The following is an 18,920-nucleotide window of genomic DNA, read 5'->3' on the forward strand; positions in this document are numbered from 1 at the left end:
GCGTCACAAGAATGCAAGACCAAGCAAGGAGCCGGCCTGCCATGCGCATTCTTCTGATCGAGGACGACACCGTTCTGGGCGCCGCCGTGCGCGACCAGATCGCGTCCGATGGCCATTCGGTCGATTGGGTGACGCGGCTCGATCAGGCGGGCGATGCGGTGGCGGGAACGGTCTATGACCTGCTGCTGCTCGACCTGATGCTGCCGGACGGGCGCGGCATCGGCTTTCTCAAGGCCCGGCGCGCAAGGGGCGATGTGACGCCGGTGATCATCCTGACCGCGCTCGACCAGGTCTCGGACCGGATCGAGGGGCTGAATGCCGGGGCAGACGACTACCTTGTGAAACCCTTCGATCTGGCGGAGCTTTCGGCCCGGATCGGCTCGGTCTCGCGGCGCTATTCGGGTAATCCGAACCCGCTGATCGAGCATGGCCCCCTCCTGATCGACCTGTCGGCGCGCAGCATCCGGCGCGACGGCAAGCCGGTCGTGCTGACTGCGCGGGAATGGGCGCTGTTCGAGGCGCTGCTTGCGCGGCCCGGCCAGCTTCTGTCGAAGGCCCAGCTGGAGGAAAAGCTTTACGCCTTCGGCGCCGAGATCGAGAGCAACACGATCGAGGTCCATGTCAGCCGCCTGCGCAAGAAACTGGGCGCGGGCGTGATCGAGACCGAACGCGGCCTTGGCTACCGGCTGGGGGCCGCATGAAACTGCCGCGCAGCCTTCAGCTTCGGCTTGCGACCTCGGTCGGCCTCTTGCTGACCGCGCTGTGGCTGACGGCGGCCTCGCTGACCACCGTCGTGCTGCGCAACGAGATGAATGAGGTCTTCGACTCGGCCCTTCAGGAAACCGCGCAACGGCTGCTGCCGCTCGCCATCGTCGATATCGTGAACCGCGAAGAAGAGGGCATCACGCAGCGTCTGGCCACGATCCGCGAGCATGACGAGTATTTCACCTATATCGTGCGCGACGAGCGCGGGCGGGTGTTGCTGCAATCGCATGGCGCCGACCCGACGATCTTCCCCGCCTACAAGGGCCCCGGTTTTTCGCAAAACGCCACCTATCGCTTCTTCCATGACGAGGCCCTGCGCGGCAGCCTGCGCATCTCGGTGGCAGAACCCCTGACCCACCGCGCCGAGGTGGCACGCGAGATCCAGATGGGCCTCAGCCTACCGCTGCTGATCGTCATCCCGATCGCGCTTCTGGCGGTGTTGATTGCCGTGCGCCTCAGCCTGCAACCGCTCAACCAGTTCCGCAGCGCGCTGGCGGCGCGCGGGGCGCGCGATCTGTCGCCGCTGGCCGGGGGCGATCTGCCCACCGAGATCGCGCCGGTTGTCGAGACCCTGAACGGCCTGCTGACCCGGCTTGAAGGCGCCTTCGAGGCCGAGCGCAACTTTGCCTCGAACGCCGCGCATGAGTTGCGCACCCCCCTTGCGGGCGCCATCGCTCAGGCGCAGCGGTTGCGTGCGGAAACCACCGACCCGATGGCCCGCGAACGCGCGGGCGAGATTGAGGCCACGCTGAAGCGCCTGACGCGGTTCTCCGAACGGCTGATGCAACTGGCCCGCGCGGAAGGCGGGCGGCTGCGCCTCGATCATGCCTCGGATCTGCGCACGGTGGTGCGGGTCATCGCGCAGGATATCGGCCGCGCGGCCTCGCCCGAGCGGCTGCACCTCGATCTGCCTGCGCAGCCGGTCATGTCGGATCTGGACCCCGACATCCTTGGCATCCTGTGCCGCAACCTGATCGAGAACGCCCTGCGCCATGGCAAGGCTGACGCGCCCGTAGAGGTCTCGCTGAGCGCCTCGGGCCTCTTGCGTGTTGCCAATGACTGCGCACCGGTTGACCCCGATACGCTTGCCCGGCTGACCCGGCGGTTCGAGCGCGGTAACACGCGCGCTGATGGCTCTGGCCTTGGACTCACCATCGTTTCGGCCATCGCGCAGGGTATCGACAGCGGCCTTACGATCCGCTCGCCAAGGCCCGGTCAGGCAACGGGGTTCGAAGTGTCGATCGCCCTGCCGGTCGAGCACGCCTAGACGCGAATCCCGTAGCGGCCGATCTTGTCGTTCAGCGTGCGCCGGGCGATGCCCAGAACCTGCGCCGCACGCTCGGTATTGCCGCGGCAGCGATCCAACGTCGCGCGGATCTCGCGCGCCTCATAGGCGGCAACCTTGTCGGCTAGATTTTGCGGCGCGTCCTGCGCAGCGGCGGGCGCGTCGGGCAGATCGAGGCCCAGGGCAAAACGCTCGGCCGCGGCGCGCAGTTCGCGCACATTGCCGGGCCACGGTCGGCGCAACAGCTGCTGGCGCAGCAGGTAGGGCACCTCGGGCAGGGCCTTGCCATAGCGGCGCGCGGCGAGTTCCGCGAAATGAACGAAAAGTTGCACGATATCCTGACCAAGCGCGCGCAGCGGCTCCATCACGATCTCGGCCCCCGCCAGCCGATAGAACAGATCGGGGCGGAAGCTCTCGTCGAGCGAGAGCTTGCTCAGGTCGGATTTCGACAGGGCGATGATGCGCAGGTCCAGCGGTCGCAGGGTGTTTTCGCCCAACCGCTCCACTTGGCGCTCTTGCAACGCGCGCAGCAGTTTCGCCTGCGCCGGTTTCGGCATCGCCTCGACCTCGTCAAGAACCAGCGTCCCGCCCGAGGCGCTTTCGAGCTTGCCGGGCTTGTCGAGCGCGCCGGGAAAGGCGCCCGCGACATGGCCGAACATCTCGATTTCGAATAGCTGTTCCGGCAGCGCGGCACAGTTGATCGCCACGAAGGGGCCAGCGGCACGCGGGCTTGCGGCGTGCAAGGCGCGGGCTACCAACTCCTTGCCGGTGCCGGTCTCGCCGGTGACGATGATGTCGAGATCGAGCGGCGCCAGCGCCGCGATGCGGGCGCGCAGGGCCTCGATCGCGGGGGACTGGCCCAGTATCTCGGCCCCGTCGCGGCGCTGAAGTTCGGTTTGCAGACGGCCCAGTTCGGCGCGCGTGGCGGCTGCGCGCAGCACCCGGTCCACCACCGCCAGAAGATGCGCGGCATCATAGGGTTTTTCGAGGAAATCCTCGGCACCGAGCCGCATGGCGCGCACGGCATGTGGCACGTCGCCATGACCCGTGATCAGGATCGCGGGCAGCCCCGGCATCCGGGTCTTGAGCACTTCGAGCAACTCAAACCCGTCCATCCCCGGCATCCGCAGATCGGTGATGATCAGATCGGGCGCCACCGGGGCAGCCAGCGCTGCCTCGCCCGAGGCGAAGCCCTCGGTCCGGTGGCCGCTCGCGTCGAGCAGATCGCAAAGTGCCGCGCGGTGGTCGGCGTCGTCCTCGACGATATGGATCAATGCGCTCATGCCCGCGCCTCTTCGATCAGCGGCAGTATGGCGGTCATCCGCGTGCCTTCACCGGGGACCGAGTGCACCTCGAACCGCCCGCCGAATTCAGACAGGATCGCCTGCGAAATGGCAAGGCCAAGGCCCAGCCCCTCGCTATTGGTTTTGGTCGAGAAGAAGGGCTCGGTCACGCGGGGCAGGTCTTCGGGGGCGATACCTGTGCCGGTGTCCTCGACGCTCAGATGCACCTCGGCGCCATGCGTAGCGACGATTAGGCGCACCTCGCGCCGGGGCAGCCCCTCGACCGCGTCGAGCGCATTCAAAAGCAGGTTGAGCAGCACCTGTTCAAGCCGCACGCGCCCCGCCTTGACCCGAATGGGCGCGCCCTCGACCGTCAGATCCGGCACCACCCCCACGGCGCGGGCGCGCGGCTGCACCAGTTCCAGCGCGCTTTCGGCAACCTGCACGGGGTCGATCTCATCCAGCGTGCCGCTTTCCTTGCGCGAGAAGGACTTGAGATGTTTGATCGTGCGCTGCATCCGCCGGATCAGGTTGCGCGCGGTCTCGATACGCGGGCCGGTGCGCTCGGGGGTGCGTTCGAGCGAAAGTTCAGCCGCAGCAAGCGTGGCTTCCATCGCGGCCAGGGGTTGGCTGACCTCATGCACGATGGCGGCGGACATACGGCCAAGCGCGGCCATCTTCTCGGTATGGATCAGGCTTTCCTGCGCGGCGCGCAGTTCGGCCTCGGTCTGGCGGCGGGCCTCGATCTCGCGGGCGAGCATCCGGGTGCGCTCTTCGACCTTGCGTTCGAGCAGTTCCGACTGGCGCAGGCGCAGCGCGACAAGCTGGCGGCGCTGGCGCTGGATCTTCGCCATCCCGATGCCAAGCCCCCAGCAAAGCGCCGCCCCCGCCCCCCAGCCAAGTGCGGCGAAGATCGCGGGCAGGACCGGGGCGGCCGAGATCATGCGCCAATCAGGTCCGAAAGGTGCGCTTTGCGTGCGCAATCGCGACCCTGCCCCGTCAAAGATCCAGCCCTGCGCGCCATGCAATAGGGGTTCGTCCACCCGCACCTCGGCTCCGTAATAGGTGCGCTGCGAGGTCAGGCGTGCCACCGCCTCTGGCGAGAGTGGCTCAAGCGGCTGATAGCGCCATGCGGGTTCGCCCGACAGAAACACGATGCCATCGACATCGGCCACGGCATTGGCCTGCCCCGCCGCGCGCCATGCCTCTTCCAGCGGGTCGAGGACGACCTTCACGACAACGACCCCCTGCTTGCCCGCATCAAGGTCGATGCGCGCGGCCAGGAAGTAGCCCGGTGTGCCGGTGGTCACGCCAATGGCGTAAAACCCGCCCGCACCGTTCTCGATCGCCTCGCGGAAATAGGGGCGGAAGCTGTAGTTGTTGCCGACGAAGCTCTCACCCGTATCCCAGTTCGAGGCTGCGAGCGTCTGCCCTGCGCCATCCATCAGATACAAGTGGCTTGCCCCCGCAAGCCCGGTCACACGCTGCAAATACCGGTTCGCGGCGTCGATCACGGACGGGTCTTCGGGGTGCAGGATGGCGTCGCGGATGCGGGCATCCTCGCCGGTGACCTTGGGCAGGTAGCGAAAGCGGTCGATCTCGGTCTCAAGCGCGCGCAGGCTGAGGATCAGGCTTTGTTGCAGCCGCGCGTCAATGTCGGCAATGGCCGCACGCCAGGCCAGTGCGCCCGCGAGGACAGCGACGCAGCAGATGGTCAGCACGCTTAGCGCAGCGGGCACCCGGCGCAGACGGGACAGGCCGCCCCCGGTTGCCGCGCCCGCCGTCATGGCGCGCAGGGCCGCAGGACAAGGGGCTCGGCTTCGGTGGCGCCAAGCGTCACGCAATCGACGCCGCAGAGTTGCCACCCCGAGGGCGTCTTGCCCGAGGCCGCCAGCACCAGTTCACGCACCGGCGGTGCCGAGGGTTGCCAGACCCACCAGCCATCCGCAAACACGCCATCGGGGCCGGGTTCCATCCCCGCCCCCGATCCTTTGACCGCCGCCTCGATCAGCCGCATCCGCCCATCCTCGACCCGCCAACGCTCGCGCCAGCTTTCCTTCTCGACCGAATGGGTCCATTCGAGGCTGAACTCGCCGCCCGCCGCAAGGGCAATCGTCATCGCCCCCGCGATCAGGCAGCTGCTCATGCCGGCACCCGGCCCCGGCGCACCCAGAGGAGCGCGCCGAAGAGGATGGCAAGGGCGAAGCCCATCTCATCGGTCAGGGCCAGCGCCGCGACAAGGCAGAAGGCGCCCGCCATGGCGATCAGCCGCTCCCACACCGCCAGCGGACGGCCAAGCCAGCCGATCACCGCCGCGCCCCAAAGCGCCAGCGATAGCACCGCCTTGAGCACGATATAGGCCACAGCCGGGATATAGCCGATCGAAGCTGCCAGCGGCCCGCCGTCTTGCAGCATCAGGGCCGGGGTATAGACCGCCATGAAGGGCACAACGAAGCCTGCCGCGGCGACCTTGACGGCCTCGAAGCTGATGCGCAGACCGCTTTCCTTGGCGATCGGGGCGGCGGCAAAGCAGGCCAGCGCCACGGGCGGCGTCAGGTCGGCGAGGATACCGAAGTAGAAGACGAACATATGGCTGACGATCAGCGGCACACCAAGCGCCAGCAGCGCCGGACCTGCGATCGACGAGGTGATGATGTAGTTCGGGATCGTCGGGATCCCCATCCCCAACACGATACAGGTGATCATCGTCAGCACGAGCGACAGGAACAGGCTGTTCTCGCCCACGCCCACGATATACTGCCCGAACGTGTTGGCCGCGCCGGTCAGGGTCATCACGCCGATGATCACACCCACCAGAGCACAGGCGATACCCACCGGCAGCGCGGTCTTGGCGCCCTCGGCTAGGCTGTCGCGGCACAAAGCCAGCGTCTCGCGCCCGCCTTTCGAGAAGATATTGACAGCGACCAGCGCCGCCAGCGCGATCAGCACAATATTCAGGCCGAACTTGAAGAAGGCCGCCGCGATCAGGCCAAGGAAGATCCAGAAGATCAGCCGCAGCACACCATCGGGCAGGCCAAGTGCGACCGAGCCACCGAGGATCAGCATCCCCGTCAGGGCAAGGCCTACGGTGCCCGCGAAAAGTGGCGTGTAGCCCGAGAACAGCAGGTAGACGAGCACCGCCAGCGGCAGGATCAGATACCAGCCCTCTTTCAGCGCGGCCATGGCCGAGGGCAGATCCTCGCGCTTGAGGCCGCGCAGGTTGCGCTTGCCTGCCTCAAGGTGAACCATCCAGAAGACGCCGAGGAAATAGAGGATCGCGGGGATCAGCGCGGCCTTGACGACCTCGACATATTCCACGCCAAGCGTCTCGGCCATGACGAATGCCACGGCGCCCATCACCGGCGGCATGATCTGCCCGCCCATCGAGGCGGTGGCCTCGACCCCGCCTGCGAAGGCAGGGCGGTAGCCGAAGCTTTTCATCAGCGGGATGGTGAATTGCCCAGTGGTGACCACGTTTGCCACGCCCGAACCCGAGATCGTGCCCATCAGCCCCGAGGACAGCACCGACACCTTGGCCGCGCCGCCCATCTTGTGACCGACGAGGCCAAGCGAGACATCGGTGAACAGCTTGATCATCCCGGCTTTCTCAAGGAAGGCGCCGAACAGGATGAAGAGGAAGATATAGGTCGCCGAAACATAGGTCGGGATGCCGTAGATCCCCTCGGTGCCATAGGTCAGGTGCTCGATCACCTGCGAAAAATCGTAGCCGCGATGGTCGAGCGGGGCGGGCAGATACTCGCCCCAGAGTGCATAGGACAGGAACAGGCCCGAGATGATAGGCAGCGCGGGGCCCATCAGTAGCCAGGCCGCGGTGAAGATGGTGACCAGCGCCGCGACGCCAAAGACGATGTCGCGCATCAGCGGATCGCCTGCGCGCATCAGCAACTCGGTGAACTCGATCCACTGGTAGGCAGCCACGGCCACGCCGATCCCGGCCAGCGCGTAGGACACCGCCTTCATCGCCGGGCCCCGATGCTTGGCAATCGCCAAGAGCGGCAGACCAAGGGCCAACAGGAAGCCCACATGGACCGCACGCACGACCTGGCTGGGCAGGTCGATCACATGGGCCGCGACCGAGATTTGAAAGACAGAGAAGGCAAAGGCCAGCCAGAACAGCCCGCGCCCTTCGAGCGTATCGGGAAAGCTTTCCGCCAGCGGATCGTGCAGCCCGAGGTCATCCTCGGGCAGGTGATGTTTGGTCTGTTCCATGATGTCCTCCCCCATGGGTAGCGGCCCGGCTGACCGGACCGCCCCCGTGCCCCTTCAGGCAGTGCTCAGAGCAAACCTTGCTCTTTGTAGAAGCGCTCGGCGCCCGGGTGCAGCGGGATGGGCGAGCCCTTGACCGCGCTTTCCAGGCTGATGCCGCCGGCAGCGCTATGCGCGGCCTTGAGGGTGTCGAGGTTCTCGAACATCAGCTTGGTCATCTGGTAGGCGACCTCGTCCGACACTTCTTCGTGCGTGACTAGGAAGTTCACGACGGCAACGGTCGGCACGTCGGCGGCCTGGCCTTCGTAGGTGCCGGCCGGGATGGAGCTGGCGATATAGGGCGCGCCCAGGCTTTCGGCCACTTCGTCCGGGACCGACAGGAAGGTGATCGGCTGCGAGGTCGCCAGATCCTTCAGCGCCGCGTTGCCCAGACCCGAGGATTGCAGCGTCGCATCCAGCTGGCGGTTCTTCATCAGTTCAACCGATTCCGCGAAGGGCAGGTATTCGAGCTTGCCCAGATCCTCGTAGCTCATGCCCGAGGCGCCAAAGATCGCGCGGGCGTTCAGCTCGGTGCCCGATTTGGCCGCGCCGACCGAGAGGCTCTTGCCCTTGAGGTCCGCAACCGTGGTCGCGCCGGTTTCCGACAGCGCGGCGATCTGGATCACGTTGGGATAGATCGCGGCAATGGCGCGCAGCTTGCTCAGCGGCTCCTTGAAGCCCGCGTCGGCATTGCCTTCCCAGGCATATTTGACCGAGTCGCCCAGTGCGAAGGCCAGCTCGCCCTTGCCCTGTTGCAGCAGGTTCAGGTTCTCGACCGAGGCCTTGGTCGATTGCACCTGGGTGCGCGCGCCCTCGATGCCCTTGGCGTAGATATCCGACAGCGCCACGCCGAGCGGGTAATAGACCCCCGAAGTGCCGCCCGTCAGAATATTGATGAATTCGCTGGCCTGTGCGACCGGCGCCGAAACCGCGATGGCCCCGGCGACAACGGCGCCGAGCTTCAAGTTGTGGAACATCATGTCCTCCCAATGCATATTCCCCGCCTCCCGCGGGGCTGTGCAACAGGGTGAGGGCAAAGCGCCCGCGATCAAACCTCTTTCGGGAATACCGGGCCAGATTCGTGGCAGCTTCCCGCCCCGGCTCTGGCCGGTTTCCGCCACACGCGGGAATTTCGATTTTCTGTCAGACCCTTAGCGAACGCGCAGCCGGGCGCCCTCGGCACCTTTGGGCGCGAGGTTGGCAATCCCGATCAGGACCAGAACGACAAGGTTCATCACCACCGCATAGATCAGGCCCGGAATCGACAGCTCAGGCGATTTGAGCAGGGTGCCCGCGACAAAGATCGTGACGGCGACGTTTTGCAGCGACACCTCGGTCATGATCGTGCGGGTCGCTGCCGGCTCAAGGCGCAGCCCGCGCCCGGCGATGAAGGCGAGAGCGGGCGCCACCACCGCCAGGGTCACGACCGCCATGCCGGTCTCGGCGAAGGCACGCTGCATCGCGCCCCAGTTCTGCGCGAAAGTGGCCAGCACCATCAGGACAAACAGCAGCTTGGCCAGCGGATCGACGACGCGCACCAGCCTTGCCACCAGACGCGGCGCGAAATGGGCCAGCCCCATCCCCAGCAGCATCGGCACGATCGCCACCGCCGACATGCCAAGCGAGATCTTCAGCAGGCTGGCGGGTTGCGGCGCGGCGACACCCGCCGCCACCAGCACCAGCGGCAGGGTGATCGGCGCCAGAAGGCTCGTGCTCAGCGTCATCGCGACGGACAGGCCCACCTTGCCCCGCGCGAGATGCGTGGCGTAGTTCGAGGTCACCCCGCCGGGCGACGCCGCAACCAGCATCAGCCCCGCCATCAGCATCGGCGACAGACCAAAGAGGCTGCCGATCACAAAGGCCAGCAACGGCAGCCCGAGCACCTGCAACGCCAGCCCCGCGCCATAGGCGGGCGAGCCGCGCAGCGCGCCGGTGATATCGCGCAGCGCAAGGCGCAGCCCCAGCGAAAACATCAGGATCATCATCGCCACCGGCAAGAAGGCCGCAAGGATCGCCGTCATTGGAAACTCCCGTTCTTTCGTTCTGGATGCCTTGCGCCGCGCCGCGCGTCCCTGATCAAAGTCAAGGTTACGCGCGGCGCCGGGGGGTAGGGTCCGCCCATCACTACGAGGACATGGCCCATGATCACCCGCCGCTTGCTCATCGCTTCCACCGCGCTTTTGCCGCTTATGGCCCGGGCCGGGTTTGCCCAGGATGGGCACGCCGATCTGGAACCCGAGGCCGATGCCGGCATGGCGCAGGAGATGCCGCGCCGCTACATGATGGAAGACCTCTACGGCAACGTCATGACCAACGAGGAATTCGCGGGAAAATACGTGCTCATCTACTTTGGTTACACCGGGTGCCCCGATGTCTGCCCGACCTCGCTGTCTACCATGGCGGATGCGCTCGATATTCTGGGCGAGGACGCCACGCAGGTCACGCCGATCTTCGTCACCGTCGACCCCGAACGCGATACCGCCAAGCTGATGCGCGAGTACCTTGCCTTTTTCGACGAACGGATCGAGGGCCTGCGCGGCCCGAAGGCCTATACCGATCACATGGTCAAGACCTTCAACGCGCGCTACGAAAAGCACATCCCCGATCCCGCGCAGCCTGACCGCTACTCGATCGACCATACCGCCTCGATCGCCTTCCTCGACCCGGTGGGCATGCTGATCAAACGCTACCCCCACGGCACCAGCGCCGAGGATATGGCCAACGACATGCGCGCGATCATGGCCGAGGCCCCGGTGAAATGATGCGAACGACGCGGCGCAGGGTTCTGGCGGGCTTGGGTGCTGCACTGGCGCTGCCCGGCATCCTGCGCGCCGAGGAGGCCTTTGCCCCGCCCGCAGCGACCCTGACGCGCGCGGCTACCCCGCCGCGCGATGCAACTGCGCTGATCATGCAGGACGGCGATGGGGCCGTGCAATCGCTGACCGAGTTTACAGGCAAGATCGTGGTGCTGAACCTCTGGGGGCCGTGGTGCGTGCCGTGTCGGCGCGAGATGCCCTCGGTCGCGCGGCTTGCCGCGGCGCTTGATCCCGCGCGCGGTGTCGTGCTGCCGCTGGCCTTCGACTGGCGCGGCGCGAACGCGGTGCGGCGGTTCTACCGGGAAACGGGCATCACCAACCTGCCGGTGCTGATGGGCGATGGCGACAACCTGAAAGCCGTACTGGGGTTCGAGAACCTGCCTACGACAGCAATTCTCGACCGCTCGGGCCGGATGATCGAACAGGTCGAGGGCGAGGCGCGATGGGACGACCCGGCCACGCTCGACTGGCTGATGGGCCTGGCCTGAACTCCCCCGAAACGAAAACTGCCGCCCTAGGGGGCGGCGTTCTTCTCAGACCAGATCCCCGCGCGAGAACCGCCAGTATCCCAAGCCCGCAAGGGCCGCACCAAGCGCTGTCGGATAGGCCATCGCCCAGGCGACATAGCCCGCCACCCCGAAGTGATCGAGGATCACGTAAGAGGCCGGCCCCAGCAGGATCAGCTGTGGGTCGAACAGGATCATCGACGCCGTGCGGAAGCTCTGCAGCGGGTTGGCCAGCGCGATGCCGATGACGAAATCGGGCACGAAGCGTTGCTGGATCAGGATCGACAGCAGCAGCAGGTCAAGAAACGCCACCAGTGTCAGCCAGATCAACAGGCTCGCACCAAGCGCGACCTCGGTCGAGCGCGATACCGACGAGATCAGGAAACCGATCCCGAGGAAACAGGTCGCGAGCGCCGCAACAAGCCCGGAATAAAGGCCGACATGGCGCCAGGGCACCTCATGCCCCATCACCGCGCCATAGACCGCCGCGATGGCCAGCGCCGCCGCGATCGGTGCCAGCACCAGCATCAGCCGCGCAACAAAGCGCCCCCAATACCAGGTGCGCAGCGAGACCGGGAAGGCCAGCATATATTCGAGGTTACCCGCCTCGCGATCGCCCACCATAGAGCGCGCGGTGGTCACAACAATGAACAGCGGCAGCACCGCCATCATGATCTGGATATAGGTCACCAAGAGCCGCGAAAGCCCGGTGAAACCGAGCACGCGGCTTTCCGAAATACCGGTGGTGATCAACAGCAGCATCAGGCCGATGGCCACGACGGAATAGAAATGGAACCAGCGCGAGCGCAACGACTCGGAGAGCTCAAGCCGCAGCATCAGGCCAAGCCCGGTGCGCGGCGTCGCGGCCGGATCACGGCGCGAGGTGGCTGCCTCGCGCAAGAGGGGTTCGGGGGTCATCGCGTTCATCCTTGGTGTCCTTCCCCATCCGCACCCGGTACGCAGCGCCAAGTCAACCCGCGTTTAAGCACCTCGGTCCTCATTGTGGCATAATCGACCGTGTCCGAGGCCGGATGGCGCACCGCCGCGTAGCCGTAATCCATGGGCGAAACCACGCCCGCGCGGTAATAGGCCTGCCGCGCATCCATCCAGGCATCGCCCTTGGTGCCGCTGTCGTAATCCATCACCCAGAACTCGACATCGGGCGCGTCTTTCCAGGGCTGTTCTTCAAGCCAATGCACCGCATCGCCGATATCGTCGAACTTCACCAGCTTGCGGTCCGGCCCGCCGCGGATCTCCGACGCGTATTGCGGCTCGGAGATGATCATGCCGCAAATCTCGCAGGTCTCGCGACCCCAACGGATCGGCTCGGGGCCCTCGGATTGCGGCTTGCAGGCGGCCAGAAGCGGCGCTGCGGCCAGAAGCGCGATCATCTGGCGGCGGGAGGGGCCATGGCAACCTCTGCACATCTCAGTTCACCCTCTCCGGTTGCTGATCAAGCGACAGGCTCTCGATCAGGCTGCCATAACGGGCCAGAAGCCCGAGGAACCGGAAGGTCTCTGCGGCGGGAACCGGGCCGGTAAAGCGCGTGCTCGCGCCGTTCCCTTCAAAGCCCCAACCCGAGAGCGCCAGCGCGAAGGGCGCGTGCGGCGCCGACAAAACGATCTCGGCGCGGCGGAACTCGCCCGCCTTCAGGCGATCCATAACCGCGTCATCCAGAACCACGCGGCCCCGGTCCATCTCGATCACGCGATTGACGAGTGGTGCCACCTCTTCCAACCGGTGGCTCGCGATCAGCATCGAGGCGTCGCGGCGCTCGGCCAGCAGGTCGATGAAGACCGCCCGCGCCGCCGGGTCGAGGTTGGCCGAGGGTTCGTCGAAGATCATCAGATCGGCGTTGCGACCAAGCGCGACCGTCACGAGGATCTTTTGCTTCTGCCCGCCCGAGAGCCGGTAGAAGGGGCGTTTCTTAACCTCGTCGAGGTCGATGCCCATGCGCTCGGCAATGGCATACATCAGCGCGCGGTCGGCGCCTGCCCCCTTCTCGGCGAAGCTCAGCAACTCACCCACCGGCATCCGAAGGGGCGGCGGCAGCTGCGGCACGAAAGCGATACGCGCCAGTGCGCCCGCATCGCGGCGCCCCGCGCCCGCGCCGTCGAACCCCACGCGCCCCTCATGCCCGTAATGGCCCAGAAGGCAGCGAAACAGCGTCGTCTTGCCCGCCCCGTTCGAGCCAATCAGCGCGATGCGGTCGCCCGCCGCGATGGACAGCGTCAGCTCATCCAGAACCGCGCGGCGATCGAAGCGTTTGGTCAGGCGGTCGATAGTGATCATGTCGCCCTCCTTAGATGATCTTGTCGAGGCCGCGGATGGTGAAGCTCAGCGCTTCCTGCGGGCAGGCATCGACGCACAGACCGCAGCGGGTGCAGTCGGGGCCGATGAATTCCGTGGTGTCCGAGGCATAGCCCATCTTGGTGATCTCCAGTACATGCGGCACAAGGCAGACCGCCCTGCATTCCCCTTCATGCACGCATTTTTCGAGATCGTATTTGATCTGGACCGGCGCGACCGCCCCGGTGATGCCATAGGTCAGACCGATCGGGCAGACATAGCGGCACCAGAACCGGCGCGAGAAGAAAATCTCGACCCCAAGCAGGAAGATCACCCAGACGACGGCCACGGTCGGGCCATAGATCAGCGCGCGGCTGACGATGCCCACCGGGTTGATATATTCGAACACCGTGTAGCCAGTGCCGAAGGCCAGGCCCATGAAGATGAACCACAGCACCACGCGCAGGCCCCGGTGGAACGGGTGATCCTTGACCCAGCCGCGCTTGGCCAGAAAGAGGTGGATCGCCTCGGCCCATTCGGCCAGCAGGTGATAGGGGCAGGCCCAGGAACAGAAGGCGCGCCCGCCGACGATCCACCACAACAGCACAACCGTCACCGTGCCGATCACGAGGTTCAGCACCAGATCCTTATAGGCCAGGAAGACCTGGAGCGCCGCGTTCGGATCGGCCATGTGAAAGCCCAGGAAGCGCGAAGCCGACATCGAGCCCTCGACCAGCTGCACATCCCAGGCGAAGGAGACGATGAACATCGCGTTGATCAGGATGATCGAGGCCCAACGCATGTTACGCCACTTGTTGCTGACCAGCGGATACTGATGCTCGTGGTCGATGATCTCCTTGCGCTTCTGGACCTGATCGGGGGTCTTCTTGAAACGCTTCATCTCGCGCGCGGCGTCGGTTTCCTCGGTCGGCGCGGCCTTGCGTGGGTCGGCACCGAACATCATCGCCAGCTTGTGCAGGAACCACTTCATGATTGTGCCTCCAGGGTGATTTCGGTGTCGATGATGATGGCGGCAGGCTCAGTGGGGCAGATCATCTCGCAGGTGCCGCAGCCGACGCAGGCCTTGTGCACTGTGGGGATTCGCCGCGGATCGGCCGGATCGTCCGAGATCCTCTCGAGGCTGATCGCGCCCTGAATCGGGCATTCGCGCACGCACAGGTCGCACAGGTCCAGCTCATAGGGATGCGAGGCGACGGGCTGTGGCTCCCACCGGTCGATCTCTTCGTAGCGCAAAAGGCCGGTGAAGTCGTAGCCGCGCGCGAGGCCGGTAAAGCCCTCGCCCTTCATCGCAAGGCAGGATTCGGGCCGCGCCAGACGCGCGAAGCCCATGGTGACCTCTTCCTTGGTGGCGATGGCGTGGCTTAGCGCGCCCGTCGGGCAGGCCAGAACGCATTGCACCGCGTCGCAGGAAAAGTCGCAGGCCTGCGCGCGGGCGTCGATATAGGGCACGCCCAGTCCGTAGCCCTCATCGCCATCGGCCAGTTTGATGGCCTCGACCGGGCAGACCTGAACGCATTGGCCGCATTTGATGCAGGCGGCCAGGAACTCTTTTTCGGCCAAGGCACCCGGCGGGCGCAGCCGGTCGAAAAGCTTGCGATAGACGGGGTACCAGCCGACAAGGCCCGCGGCCACGGCGGCCACGCCCAGCCCCACGGTGCGCAGGATCAGGCGGCGCCGCTCCAGCTCGCGCCGGGTCAGGCGGGGTTTCTTCGGGGTTTGAGAAGCGTCGGTCATTGCGTCAGCATCTCTAGTGCAGATTTCGGTTTGTCGCCGCGGGCCGCAGTTTCGGCCTGAGCGGCGGTATGGTTCACGGCGGCCTCATAGGGCGCCGTTTCGCGCACCAGCAGCCGGGGTTCAGTGAAGGGGGCAAGGCGTTCGACAAAATCCAGCGCCGAAAGCGCCAGCCCGCCCCGGAAGAACGCTGCCGAGGGCACGTCCATCCACAGCCGGTCGGCGTAGTTGTAGATCTCGTAAGGCGCGTCGCCCTCACCATCGCCATCGGCGTCGAAACCCGCGTAATCGTCCCAGTAATTGCCGTTCCAGCCCTCGCGCAGTGCCGTGCCGCGACCGCGCACCGAGACCTGGGTGAAGTTCGACAGGAAGTTGTTTTGCGAGAAGTTGTTGCCTTCCCAATCGGTATGGAACTCGACGCCCACGCCGTTATAGGCGATCTGGTTGCGGTGGAACTCGTTGGTCTTGTCCGGGTCCCAGGGCGAAGGATCGATATAGATGCCCACCGCATTGCCCAGGATCACGTTATCCTCGACGACCGCGCCCGAGGTTTCCTTGAACCCCACGCCCAGCCCCGAGGCACCCCACGCCCGCAGGATCTGGTTGCCGCGCACGTTGATATCGTTGGCATACATCAGGAAGACTCCCACGACACAGTCCGAGATCTCGTTACGCTCGACGTCGTTCTCATGGGCATACATGAAATGGATGCCGTAGCGCCCGTGCTGGATGCGGTTGTCGCGGATCTTGTTGCCCTGCGAATACCAGATCACGAAGTCGCGGCTGTGCTCCACGTGGTTCTGCTCGAACACATTGTCGTTCGAATACCAGATGCGCACGGAATCCCCGCGCATCTCCAGCGGCATGTCCTTCGAGCTGATGTAGTTGCGGCGCAGCACGTTGTTGCTGGCCTGCGTCAGGTCCATGCCGAACAGGCTGTTCTCGATGCGTAGGTCACGCACCACGTTGAAATTGCCGTGGATGCGCAGCCCTGCATCGACCTTGTTGTGCAGACGGCCCGAGTTGCGGATCGTCAGGTTCTTCAGCGTCGCGCCATCGGTCTCGAGAGTGACGACGGTGCCGATGCCGCCACCGTCGATCACGGCAGCCCCCTGCCCGTCGATCACGACCGGATGGCGGATGACCAGCGGACCCTGGTGGGTGCCGGGCTCAAGCACGATCTCGGCGCCATCGGGGGCGGCGTCGATGCGCTCTTGCAGCGTCTCGGCCAGGGCCGGGGCCGCGAGGGCGATCAACAGAAGGGTGGTCAGTGCGGCACGCATGGCATGACTCACATCTTGGCGGCAGCGTCACCCGCAAGGCGAATCTGCTTGAAGCGGATCAGCGCAGCCAGAAGCAGAGCGGCCGAGGAGGCGAGCATCAGGAAGAACCCGGTCGAGGGATAGCTGTGGGTCGTGAACTGCGCCACCTTACCATCGCCAAACACGGTCGGCATGAAGGGCTTGAGCGTGAAGGCCCCCATCTCGTTCAGGCTATGCCCATACCACCAGAGCCAGCCGGCATATTCCGCAAGGAAGCCAACCGGCAGCGCCATCGGCACCAGCACCAGCAGCCAGTAGAACACCGAGCGCGCCGAGAACGCCGCGAAGACCATCAGCGCCATGAAGGCCAGGATCACGACATAAAGGATCTGCGCGACCGAGCTCATGGTGGCAACAAGCGGGTCGTTGCGCTCGGGCTCGTTGAACCAGCGGGCCAGCGACTTGGCATAGTGCCACTTGAACACCTGCATGACCGAGCCGTTCCAGGCCTCTTGCTCATGCGCGGGCTTCTTGTTGTTGTCGATGTTGTAATTGGCGCGCAGGTTGTCGATCAGCGCCTGCTTGTCGCCGGTGGCAGAGACCTCGGTCGTCTCCTTGGCCTCGCTTTCCTCTAGCGATTGCTTGAGCATCTTCACGATGGGCGAGAGGTTCGAGTCGTCCACCTTCTCGGCCGAGTCCTGCCCGAGCGAGACGACAAGCCCCTCAAGATAAGCGCTGGTGTGTTTCGAGATCCCGTTCTCGCCGTAGATCGCCATCGACATCCAGGCCGCGATGGCGCCGTAGCCCAGCACCGACACCGCGATGCGCGCGTTGCGACCGGGGGCTGCGAAGGCCAGCAGCATCACCCCCATCATCGCGAAGAGGAAAGGCGAGTAGGCCTTTTCGACCGGACCGCCCGAGGCGATCGGATACATGCCGACGTAGTGGTTGATCGTGTCCATCTCGTGGACGCAGTCGAGGGCCTCGTTCTCTTCGACCTCGGTCGAGGCGCGGATATCGCAGCCGTTACGCACCGAGTCCATGTGGAAGAGGATCCGTATCCCCTGCGGGAAGGTCGCCTCGGGGTAGTTCGGTGCCGTCAGCGACACCCACCAGCCGGGGCTGAAGAAAGAAGCGGCAATGAGGCAAACGGAAATAAGGGTCAGCACGCGGTAAACGATCCCGCGTTTGTCGGTGGCGGCCTTGTCCATGGGTGAGGTCCTGTCAGGCTATGTGGGCGACCGGGCGGGTAAAGCACTCCCGCCCGGCGCAAGGTCTTACCAGTCGAAGTCGGGGTTGACCCAATCGGGGGCGCCGACCAGCTCCGCCGGCGGCTCGAGGCGCGAAACGTAGTCGAGCACCGCCGAGGTATCCTTGTCGGTGAAGCCCTGGATCTGCTGCACCATGTCCGGGTTGGCGTTGCGGCGCTTGCCTTCCTTGATCCACTGATACTGGCGCATCAGGTAGTTGTAGTGCTGGCCATGGATGCGCGGGTAGAACTTGTCGTTGTCGCCCTCGCCGTTCTCGCCATGGCAGCGCACGCAGTTGTCTTTGTAAAGCTGCGCGCCATGCTCTAGGTCATCGCCCGGACCGACACCGTTATTGGGGTTCATCGGCAGCTTCGAGATATACTCGGCCACGTCCGCGATCGCCTGCGAGCCGCCGATTTCCGAGGGCAGCGCGAAGGGATACATCGTCGGGTTGTCGCGGTTCAGCGCGCGGATATCGGCAAGCTGCTTGATGATCACGGTGTAATGCTGACCCGAGATCTGCGGGAAGGTGCCGTCATCCAGACCCCAGCCGTTCAGCTGGTGGCAGGCCGAGCAGACCTCATAGACCTCGATCCCGTTCTCGTGGTTCGGGGTCAGGTGCAGCGCCTCGTCCTGTTCGCCCCCGCCCTGGTTCCACGACGAGGTATCGACAGTGCCCTCGGCCAGCGCGGGCAGTGCCAGCGCAACGAGAGCGGCGGAGAGAAGAGAAGCTTTCATGGCTGGTCCTTTCATTTTGCGGAACGGTCGATCTGCGACAGCCAGGTGGCGATGACTTGGATGTCGTCGTCCGAGGCTTTCTTGATCGTGCCGAACATCAGCTTCGACTGGCCGTTGACGCGCACCTTGTCGCGCATTTCGGTCATCGCGCGGATGAGGTAGTCGCGGTTCAAACCGGCGACGAAGGGGTAATTCTTGCTGGTGGGCTTGCTGCCCTCGGCACCATGGCACGATTTGCAGCCAAGCGAGTTGTAGGCCTTTTCGCCTGCGGCCAGCGTCTCGGCATCGGGCGCGGGATCAAGCGGCTTGGGCGCGCCGGGCGATTGCTCGGCCAGGTATTTGGAGACGTTCTTCAGGTCATCGTCGGAGACCAGGTGCATGACATCGACCATGCCCTGAACGAAGGGGTGGCCCGTCGTTTCATCGACCGTGCCAAGGCGCTTGCCTGCCTTGATATCCTTGAGCTGTTGCAGCAGGTATTTCTCGTTCTGACCGGCCAGTGCGGGATAGGTCATCACCGGCTTGGCGCCCTTCATGCCATGGCAGGCCATGCAGGACTTGGTCATGTAAACTTTCTTGCCCTCGTCCGAGCCTTCAGCGAGAGCGGGCAATGCCGCGCACACAAGCGCCGCGGCGAGAAGGCTTTTCAAGATGGGACGCATCGGCGCAATCCTCGTATCTGGCAGGGGAGAAGGCGGCGGCCCTGAC

19 protein-coding genes are annotated in these 18,920 nt (G+C 65.2%); 4 read left to right on the forward strand and 15 right to left on the reverse strand.

What is annotated here, in order from left to right:
• Positions 1-41 precede the first annotated feature (41 nt).
• A complete protein-coding gene (locus tag LZA78_RS09770; RefSeq protein ID WP_233676745.1) occupies positions 42-701 on the forward strand; it encodes a response regulator in 660 nt (219 codons plus the stop codon).
• Complete coding sequence (locus LZA78_RS09775) at positions 698-2,032, forward strand: ATP-binding protein (RefSeq protein WP_233676746.1); 1,335 nt, start codon at positions 698-700, stop codon at positions 2,030-2,032. The genes LZA78_RS09770 and LZA78_RS09775 overlap by 4 nt, the downstream gene beginning before the upstream one ends.
• Here the strand turns inward: LZA78_RS09775 and LZA78_RS09780 are convergent.
• The 6 genes from LZA78_RS09780 to LZA78_RS09805 all read right to left on the reverse strand — a co-directional run bounded on the left by LZA78_RS09780 (position 2,029) and on the right by LZA78_RS09805 (position 9,620).
• Positions 2,029-3,333: a sigma-54-dependent transcriptional regulator gene (locus LZA78_RS09780; protein ID WP_233676747.1), complete on the reverse strand. Its 1,305-nt coding sequence runs from the start codon at positions 3,331-3,333 to the stop codon at positions 2,029-2,031. The two genes, LZA78_RS09775 and LZA78_RS09780, sit on opposite strands and share 4 nt — an antisense overlap.
• Complete coding sequence (locus tag LZA78_RS09785) at positions 3,330-5,120, reverse strand: sensor histidine kinase (protein ID WP_233676748.1); 1,791 nt, start codon at positions 5,118-5,120, stop codon at positions 3,330-3,332. Before LZA78_RS09785 ends, LZA78_RS09780 begins: the two co-directional genes overlap by 4 nt.
• On the reverse strand, positions 5,117-5,479 hold the full coding sequence (locus LZA78_RS09790; protein ID WP_233676749.1) for a DUF1850 domain-containing protein: 363 nt from the start codon (positions 5,477-5,479) through the stop codon (positions 5,117-5,119). The genes LZA78_RS09785 and LZA78_RS09790 overlap by 4 nt, the downstream gene beginning before the upstream one ends.
• A complete protein-coding gene (locus LZA78_RS09795; protein ID WP_233676750.1) occupies positions 5,476-7,563 on the reverse strand; it encodes a TRAP transporter permease in 2,088 nt (695 codons plus the stop codon). Before LZA78_RS09795 ends, LZA78_RS09790 begins: the two co-directional genes overlap by 4 nt.
• Before the next feature lie 65 nt (positions 7,564-7,628).
• Complete coding sequence (locus tag LZA78_RS09800; RefSeq protein WP_233676751.1) at positions 7,629-8,576, reverse strand: TAXI family TRAP transporter solute-binding subunit; 948 nt, start codon at positions 8,574-8,576, stop codon at positions 7,629-7,631.
• 174 nt (positions 8,577-8,750) lie between these two features.
• Complete coding sequence (locus tag LZA78_RS09805) at positions 8,751-9,620, reverse strand: bile acid:sodium symporter family protein (protein WP_233676752.1); 870 nt, start codon at positions 9,618-9,620, stop codon at positions 8,751-8,753.
• A 120-nt stretch (positions 9,621-9,740) separates the two neighbouring features.
• Here LZA78_RS09805 and LZA78_RS09810 point away from each other — a divergent pair, with 120 nt between their 5' ends.
• Together LZA78_RS09810 and LZA78_RS09815 are read left to right on the forward strand one after the other, a co-directional pair.
• A complete protein-coding gene (locus tag LZA78_RS09810) occupies positions 9,741-10,361 on the forward strand; it encodes an SCO family protein (protein ID WP_233676753.1) in 621 nt (206 codons plus the stop codon).
• The gene (locus LZA78_RS09815) at positions 10,358-10,903 is read left to right on the forward strand and encodes a TlpA disulfide reductase family protein (RefSeq protein WP_233676754.1); all 546 of its coding nucleotides are present in this window, start codon (positions 10,358-10,360) and stop codon (positions 10,901-10,903) included. The genes LZA78_RS09810 and LZA78_RS09815 overlap by 4 nt, the downstream gene beginning before the upstream one ends.
• Before the next feature lie 45 nt (positions 10,904-10,948).
• Here LZA78_RS09815 and LZA78_RS09820 read toward each other — a convergent pair whose 3' ends face one another.
• From LZA78_RS09820 to LZA78_RS09860, 9 genes are all read right to left on the reverse strand, one after another.
• Positions 10,949-11,839, reverse strand: coding sequence for an ABC transporter permease (locus tag LZA78_RS09820; RefSeq protein WP_233676755.1), 891 nt, complete (start codon positions 11,837-11,839; stop codon positions 10,949-10,951).
• A 5-nt stretch (positions 11,840-11,844) separates the two neighbouring features.
• A complete protein-coding gene (locus LZA78_RS09825; protein WP_233676756.1) occupies positions 11,845-12,348 on the reverse strand; it encodes a nitrous oxide reductase accessory protein NosL in 504 nt (167 codons plus the stop codon).
• A 1-nt stretch (position 12,349) separates the two neighbouring features.
• Positions 12,350-13,213, reverse strand: coding sequence for an ATP-binding cassette domain-containing protein (locus LZA78_RS09830; RefSeq protein ID WP_233676757.1), 864 nt, complete (start codon positions 13,211-13,213; stop codon positions 12,350-12,352).
• A gap of 10 nt (positions 13,214-13,223) precedes the next feature.
• Entirely contained in the window at positions 13,224-14,201 is a 978-nt protein-coding gene (locus LZA78_RS09835) for a NapH/MauN family ferredoxin-type protein (protein ID WP_233676758.1), read from the reverse strand.
• Positions 14,198-14,965, reverse strand: coding sequence for a 4Fe-4S dicluster domain-containing protein (locus LZA78_RS09840; RefSeq protein WP_233676759.1), 768 nt, complete (start codon positions 14,963-14,965; stop codon positions 14,198-14,200). Before LZA78_RS09840 ends, LZA78_RS09835 begins: the two co-directional genes overlap by 4 nt.
• Positions 14,962-16,245: a nitrous oxide reductase family maturation protein NosD gene (nosD, locus tag LZA78_RS09845; RefSeq protein WP_233676760.1), complete on the reverse strand. Its 1,284-nt coding sequence runs from the start codon at positions 16,243-16,245 to the stop codon at positions 14,962-14,964. The genes LZA78_RS09840 and nosD overlap by 4 nt, the downstream gene beginning before the upstream one ends.
• Positions 16,246-16,253: 8 nt before the next feature.
• The gene (locus LZA78_RS09850) at positions 16,254-17,435 is read right to left on the reverse strand and encodes a hypothetical protein (protein WP_233676761.1); all 1,182 of its coding nucleotides are present in this window, start codon (positions 17,433-17,435) and stop codon (positions 16,254-16,256) included.
• A 66-nt stretch (positions 17,436-17,501) separates the two neighbouring features.
• A complete protein-coding gene (locus LZA78_RS09855) occupies positions 17,502-18,212 on the reverse strand; it encodes a c-type cytochrome (RefSeq protein ID WP_233676762.1) in 711 nt (236 codons plus the stop codon).
• An 11-nt stretch (positions 18,213-18,223) separates the two neighbouring features.
• Entirely contained in the window at positions 18,224-18,862 is a 639-nt protein-coding gene (locus LZA78_RS09860; RefSeq protein WP_233676763.1) for a c-type cytochrome, read from the reverse strand.
• Between the last annotated feature and the right edge of the window lie 58 nt (positions 18,863-18,920).

The sequence above is a fragment of the Rhodobacter flavimaris genome (assembly GCF_021378075.1).
In the GTDB taxonomy this organism is placed as follows: Bacteria; Pseudomonadota; Alphaproteobacteria; order Rhodobacterales; family Rhodobacteraceae; genus Rhodobacter; species Rhodobacter flavimaris.

What these genes read in the sequence shown, in the direction of transcription:
- LZA78_RS09815 (WP_233676754.1), top strand. Translation starts at nt 10,358, where the DNA reads ATGATGCGAACGACGCGGCGCAGGGTTCTGGCGGGCTTGGGTGCTGCA.
- LZA78_RS09780 (WP_233676747.1), bottom strand. Translation starts at nt 3,333, where the DNA reads ATGAGCGCATTGATCCATATCGTCGAGGACGACGCCGACCACCGCGCG.
- LZA78_RS09840 (WP_233676759.1), bottom strand. Translation starts at nt 14,965, where the DNA reads ATGACCGACGCTTCTCAAACCCCGAAGAAACCCCGCCTGACCCGGCGC.
- LZA78_RS09800 (WP_233676751.1), bottom strand. Translation starts at nt 8,576, where the DNA reads ATGTTCCACAACTTGAAGCTCGGCGCCGTTGTCGCCGGGGCCATCGCG.
- LZA78_RS09790 (WP_233676749.1), bottom strand. Translation starts at nt 5,479, where the DNA reads ATGAGCAGCTGCCTGATCGCGGGGGCGATGACGATTGCCCTTGCGGCG.
- LZA78_RS09825 (WP_233676756.1), bottom strand. Translation starts at nt 12,348, where the DNA reads ATGTGCAGAGGTTGCCATGGCCCCTCCCGCCGCCAGATGATCGCGCTT.
- LZA78_RS09820 (WP_233676755.1), bottom strand. Translation starts at nt 11,839, where the DNA reads ATGACCCCCGAACCCCTCTTGCGCGAGGCAGCCACCTCGCGCCGTGAT.
- LZA78_RS09850 (WP_233676761.1), bottom strand. Translation starts at nt 17,435, where the DNA reads ATGGACAAGGCCGCCACCGACAAACGCGGGATCGTTTACCGCGTGCTG.
- LZA78_RS09775 (WP_233676746.1), top strand. Translation starts at nt 698, where the DNA reads ATGAAACTGCCGCGCAGCCTTCAGCTTCGGCTTGCGACCTCGGTCGGC.
- LZA78_RS09835 (WP_233676758.1), bottom strand. Translation starts at nt 14,201, where the DNA reads ATGAAGTGGTTCCTGCACAAGCTGGCGATGATGTTCGGTGCCGACCCA.
- LZA78_RS09770 (WP_233676745.1), top strand. Translation starts at nt 42, where the DNA reads ATGCGCATTCTTCTGATCGAGGACGACACCGTTCTGGGCGCCGCCGTG.
- LZA78_RS09810 (WP_233676753.1), top strand. Translation starts at nt 9,741, where the DNA reads ATGATCACCCGCCGCTTGCTCATCGCTTCCACCGCGCTTTTGCCGCTT.
- LZA78_RS09795 (WP_233676750.1), bottom strand. Translation starts at nt 7,563, where the DNA reads ATGGAACAGACCAAACATCACCTGCCCGAGGATGACCTCGGGCTGCAC.
- LZA78_RS09855 (WP_233676762.1), bottom strand. Translation starts at nt 18,212, where the DNA reads ATGAAAGCTTCTCTTCTCTCCGCCGCTCTCGTTGCGCTGGCACTGCCC.
- LZA78_RS09830 (WP_233676757.1), bottom strand. Translation starts at nt 13,213, where the DNA reads ATGATCACTATCGACCGCCTGACCAAACGCTTCGATCGCCGCGCGGTT.
- LZA78_RS09785 (WP_233676748.1), bottom strand. Translation starts at nt 5,120, where the DNA reads ATGACGGCGGGCGCGGCAACCGGGGGCGGCCTGTCCCGTCTGCGCCGG.
- nosD (WP_233676760.1), bottom strand. Translation starts at nt 16,245, where the DNA reads ATGCGTGCCGCACTGACCACCCTTCTGTTGATCGCCCTCGCGGCCCCG.
- LZA78_RS09805 (WP_233676752.1), bottom strand. Translation starts at nt 9,620, where the DNA reads ATGACGGCGATCCTTGCGGCCTTCTTGCCGGTGGCGATGATGATCCTG.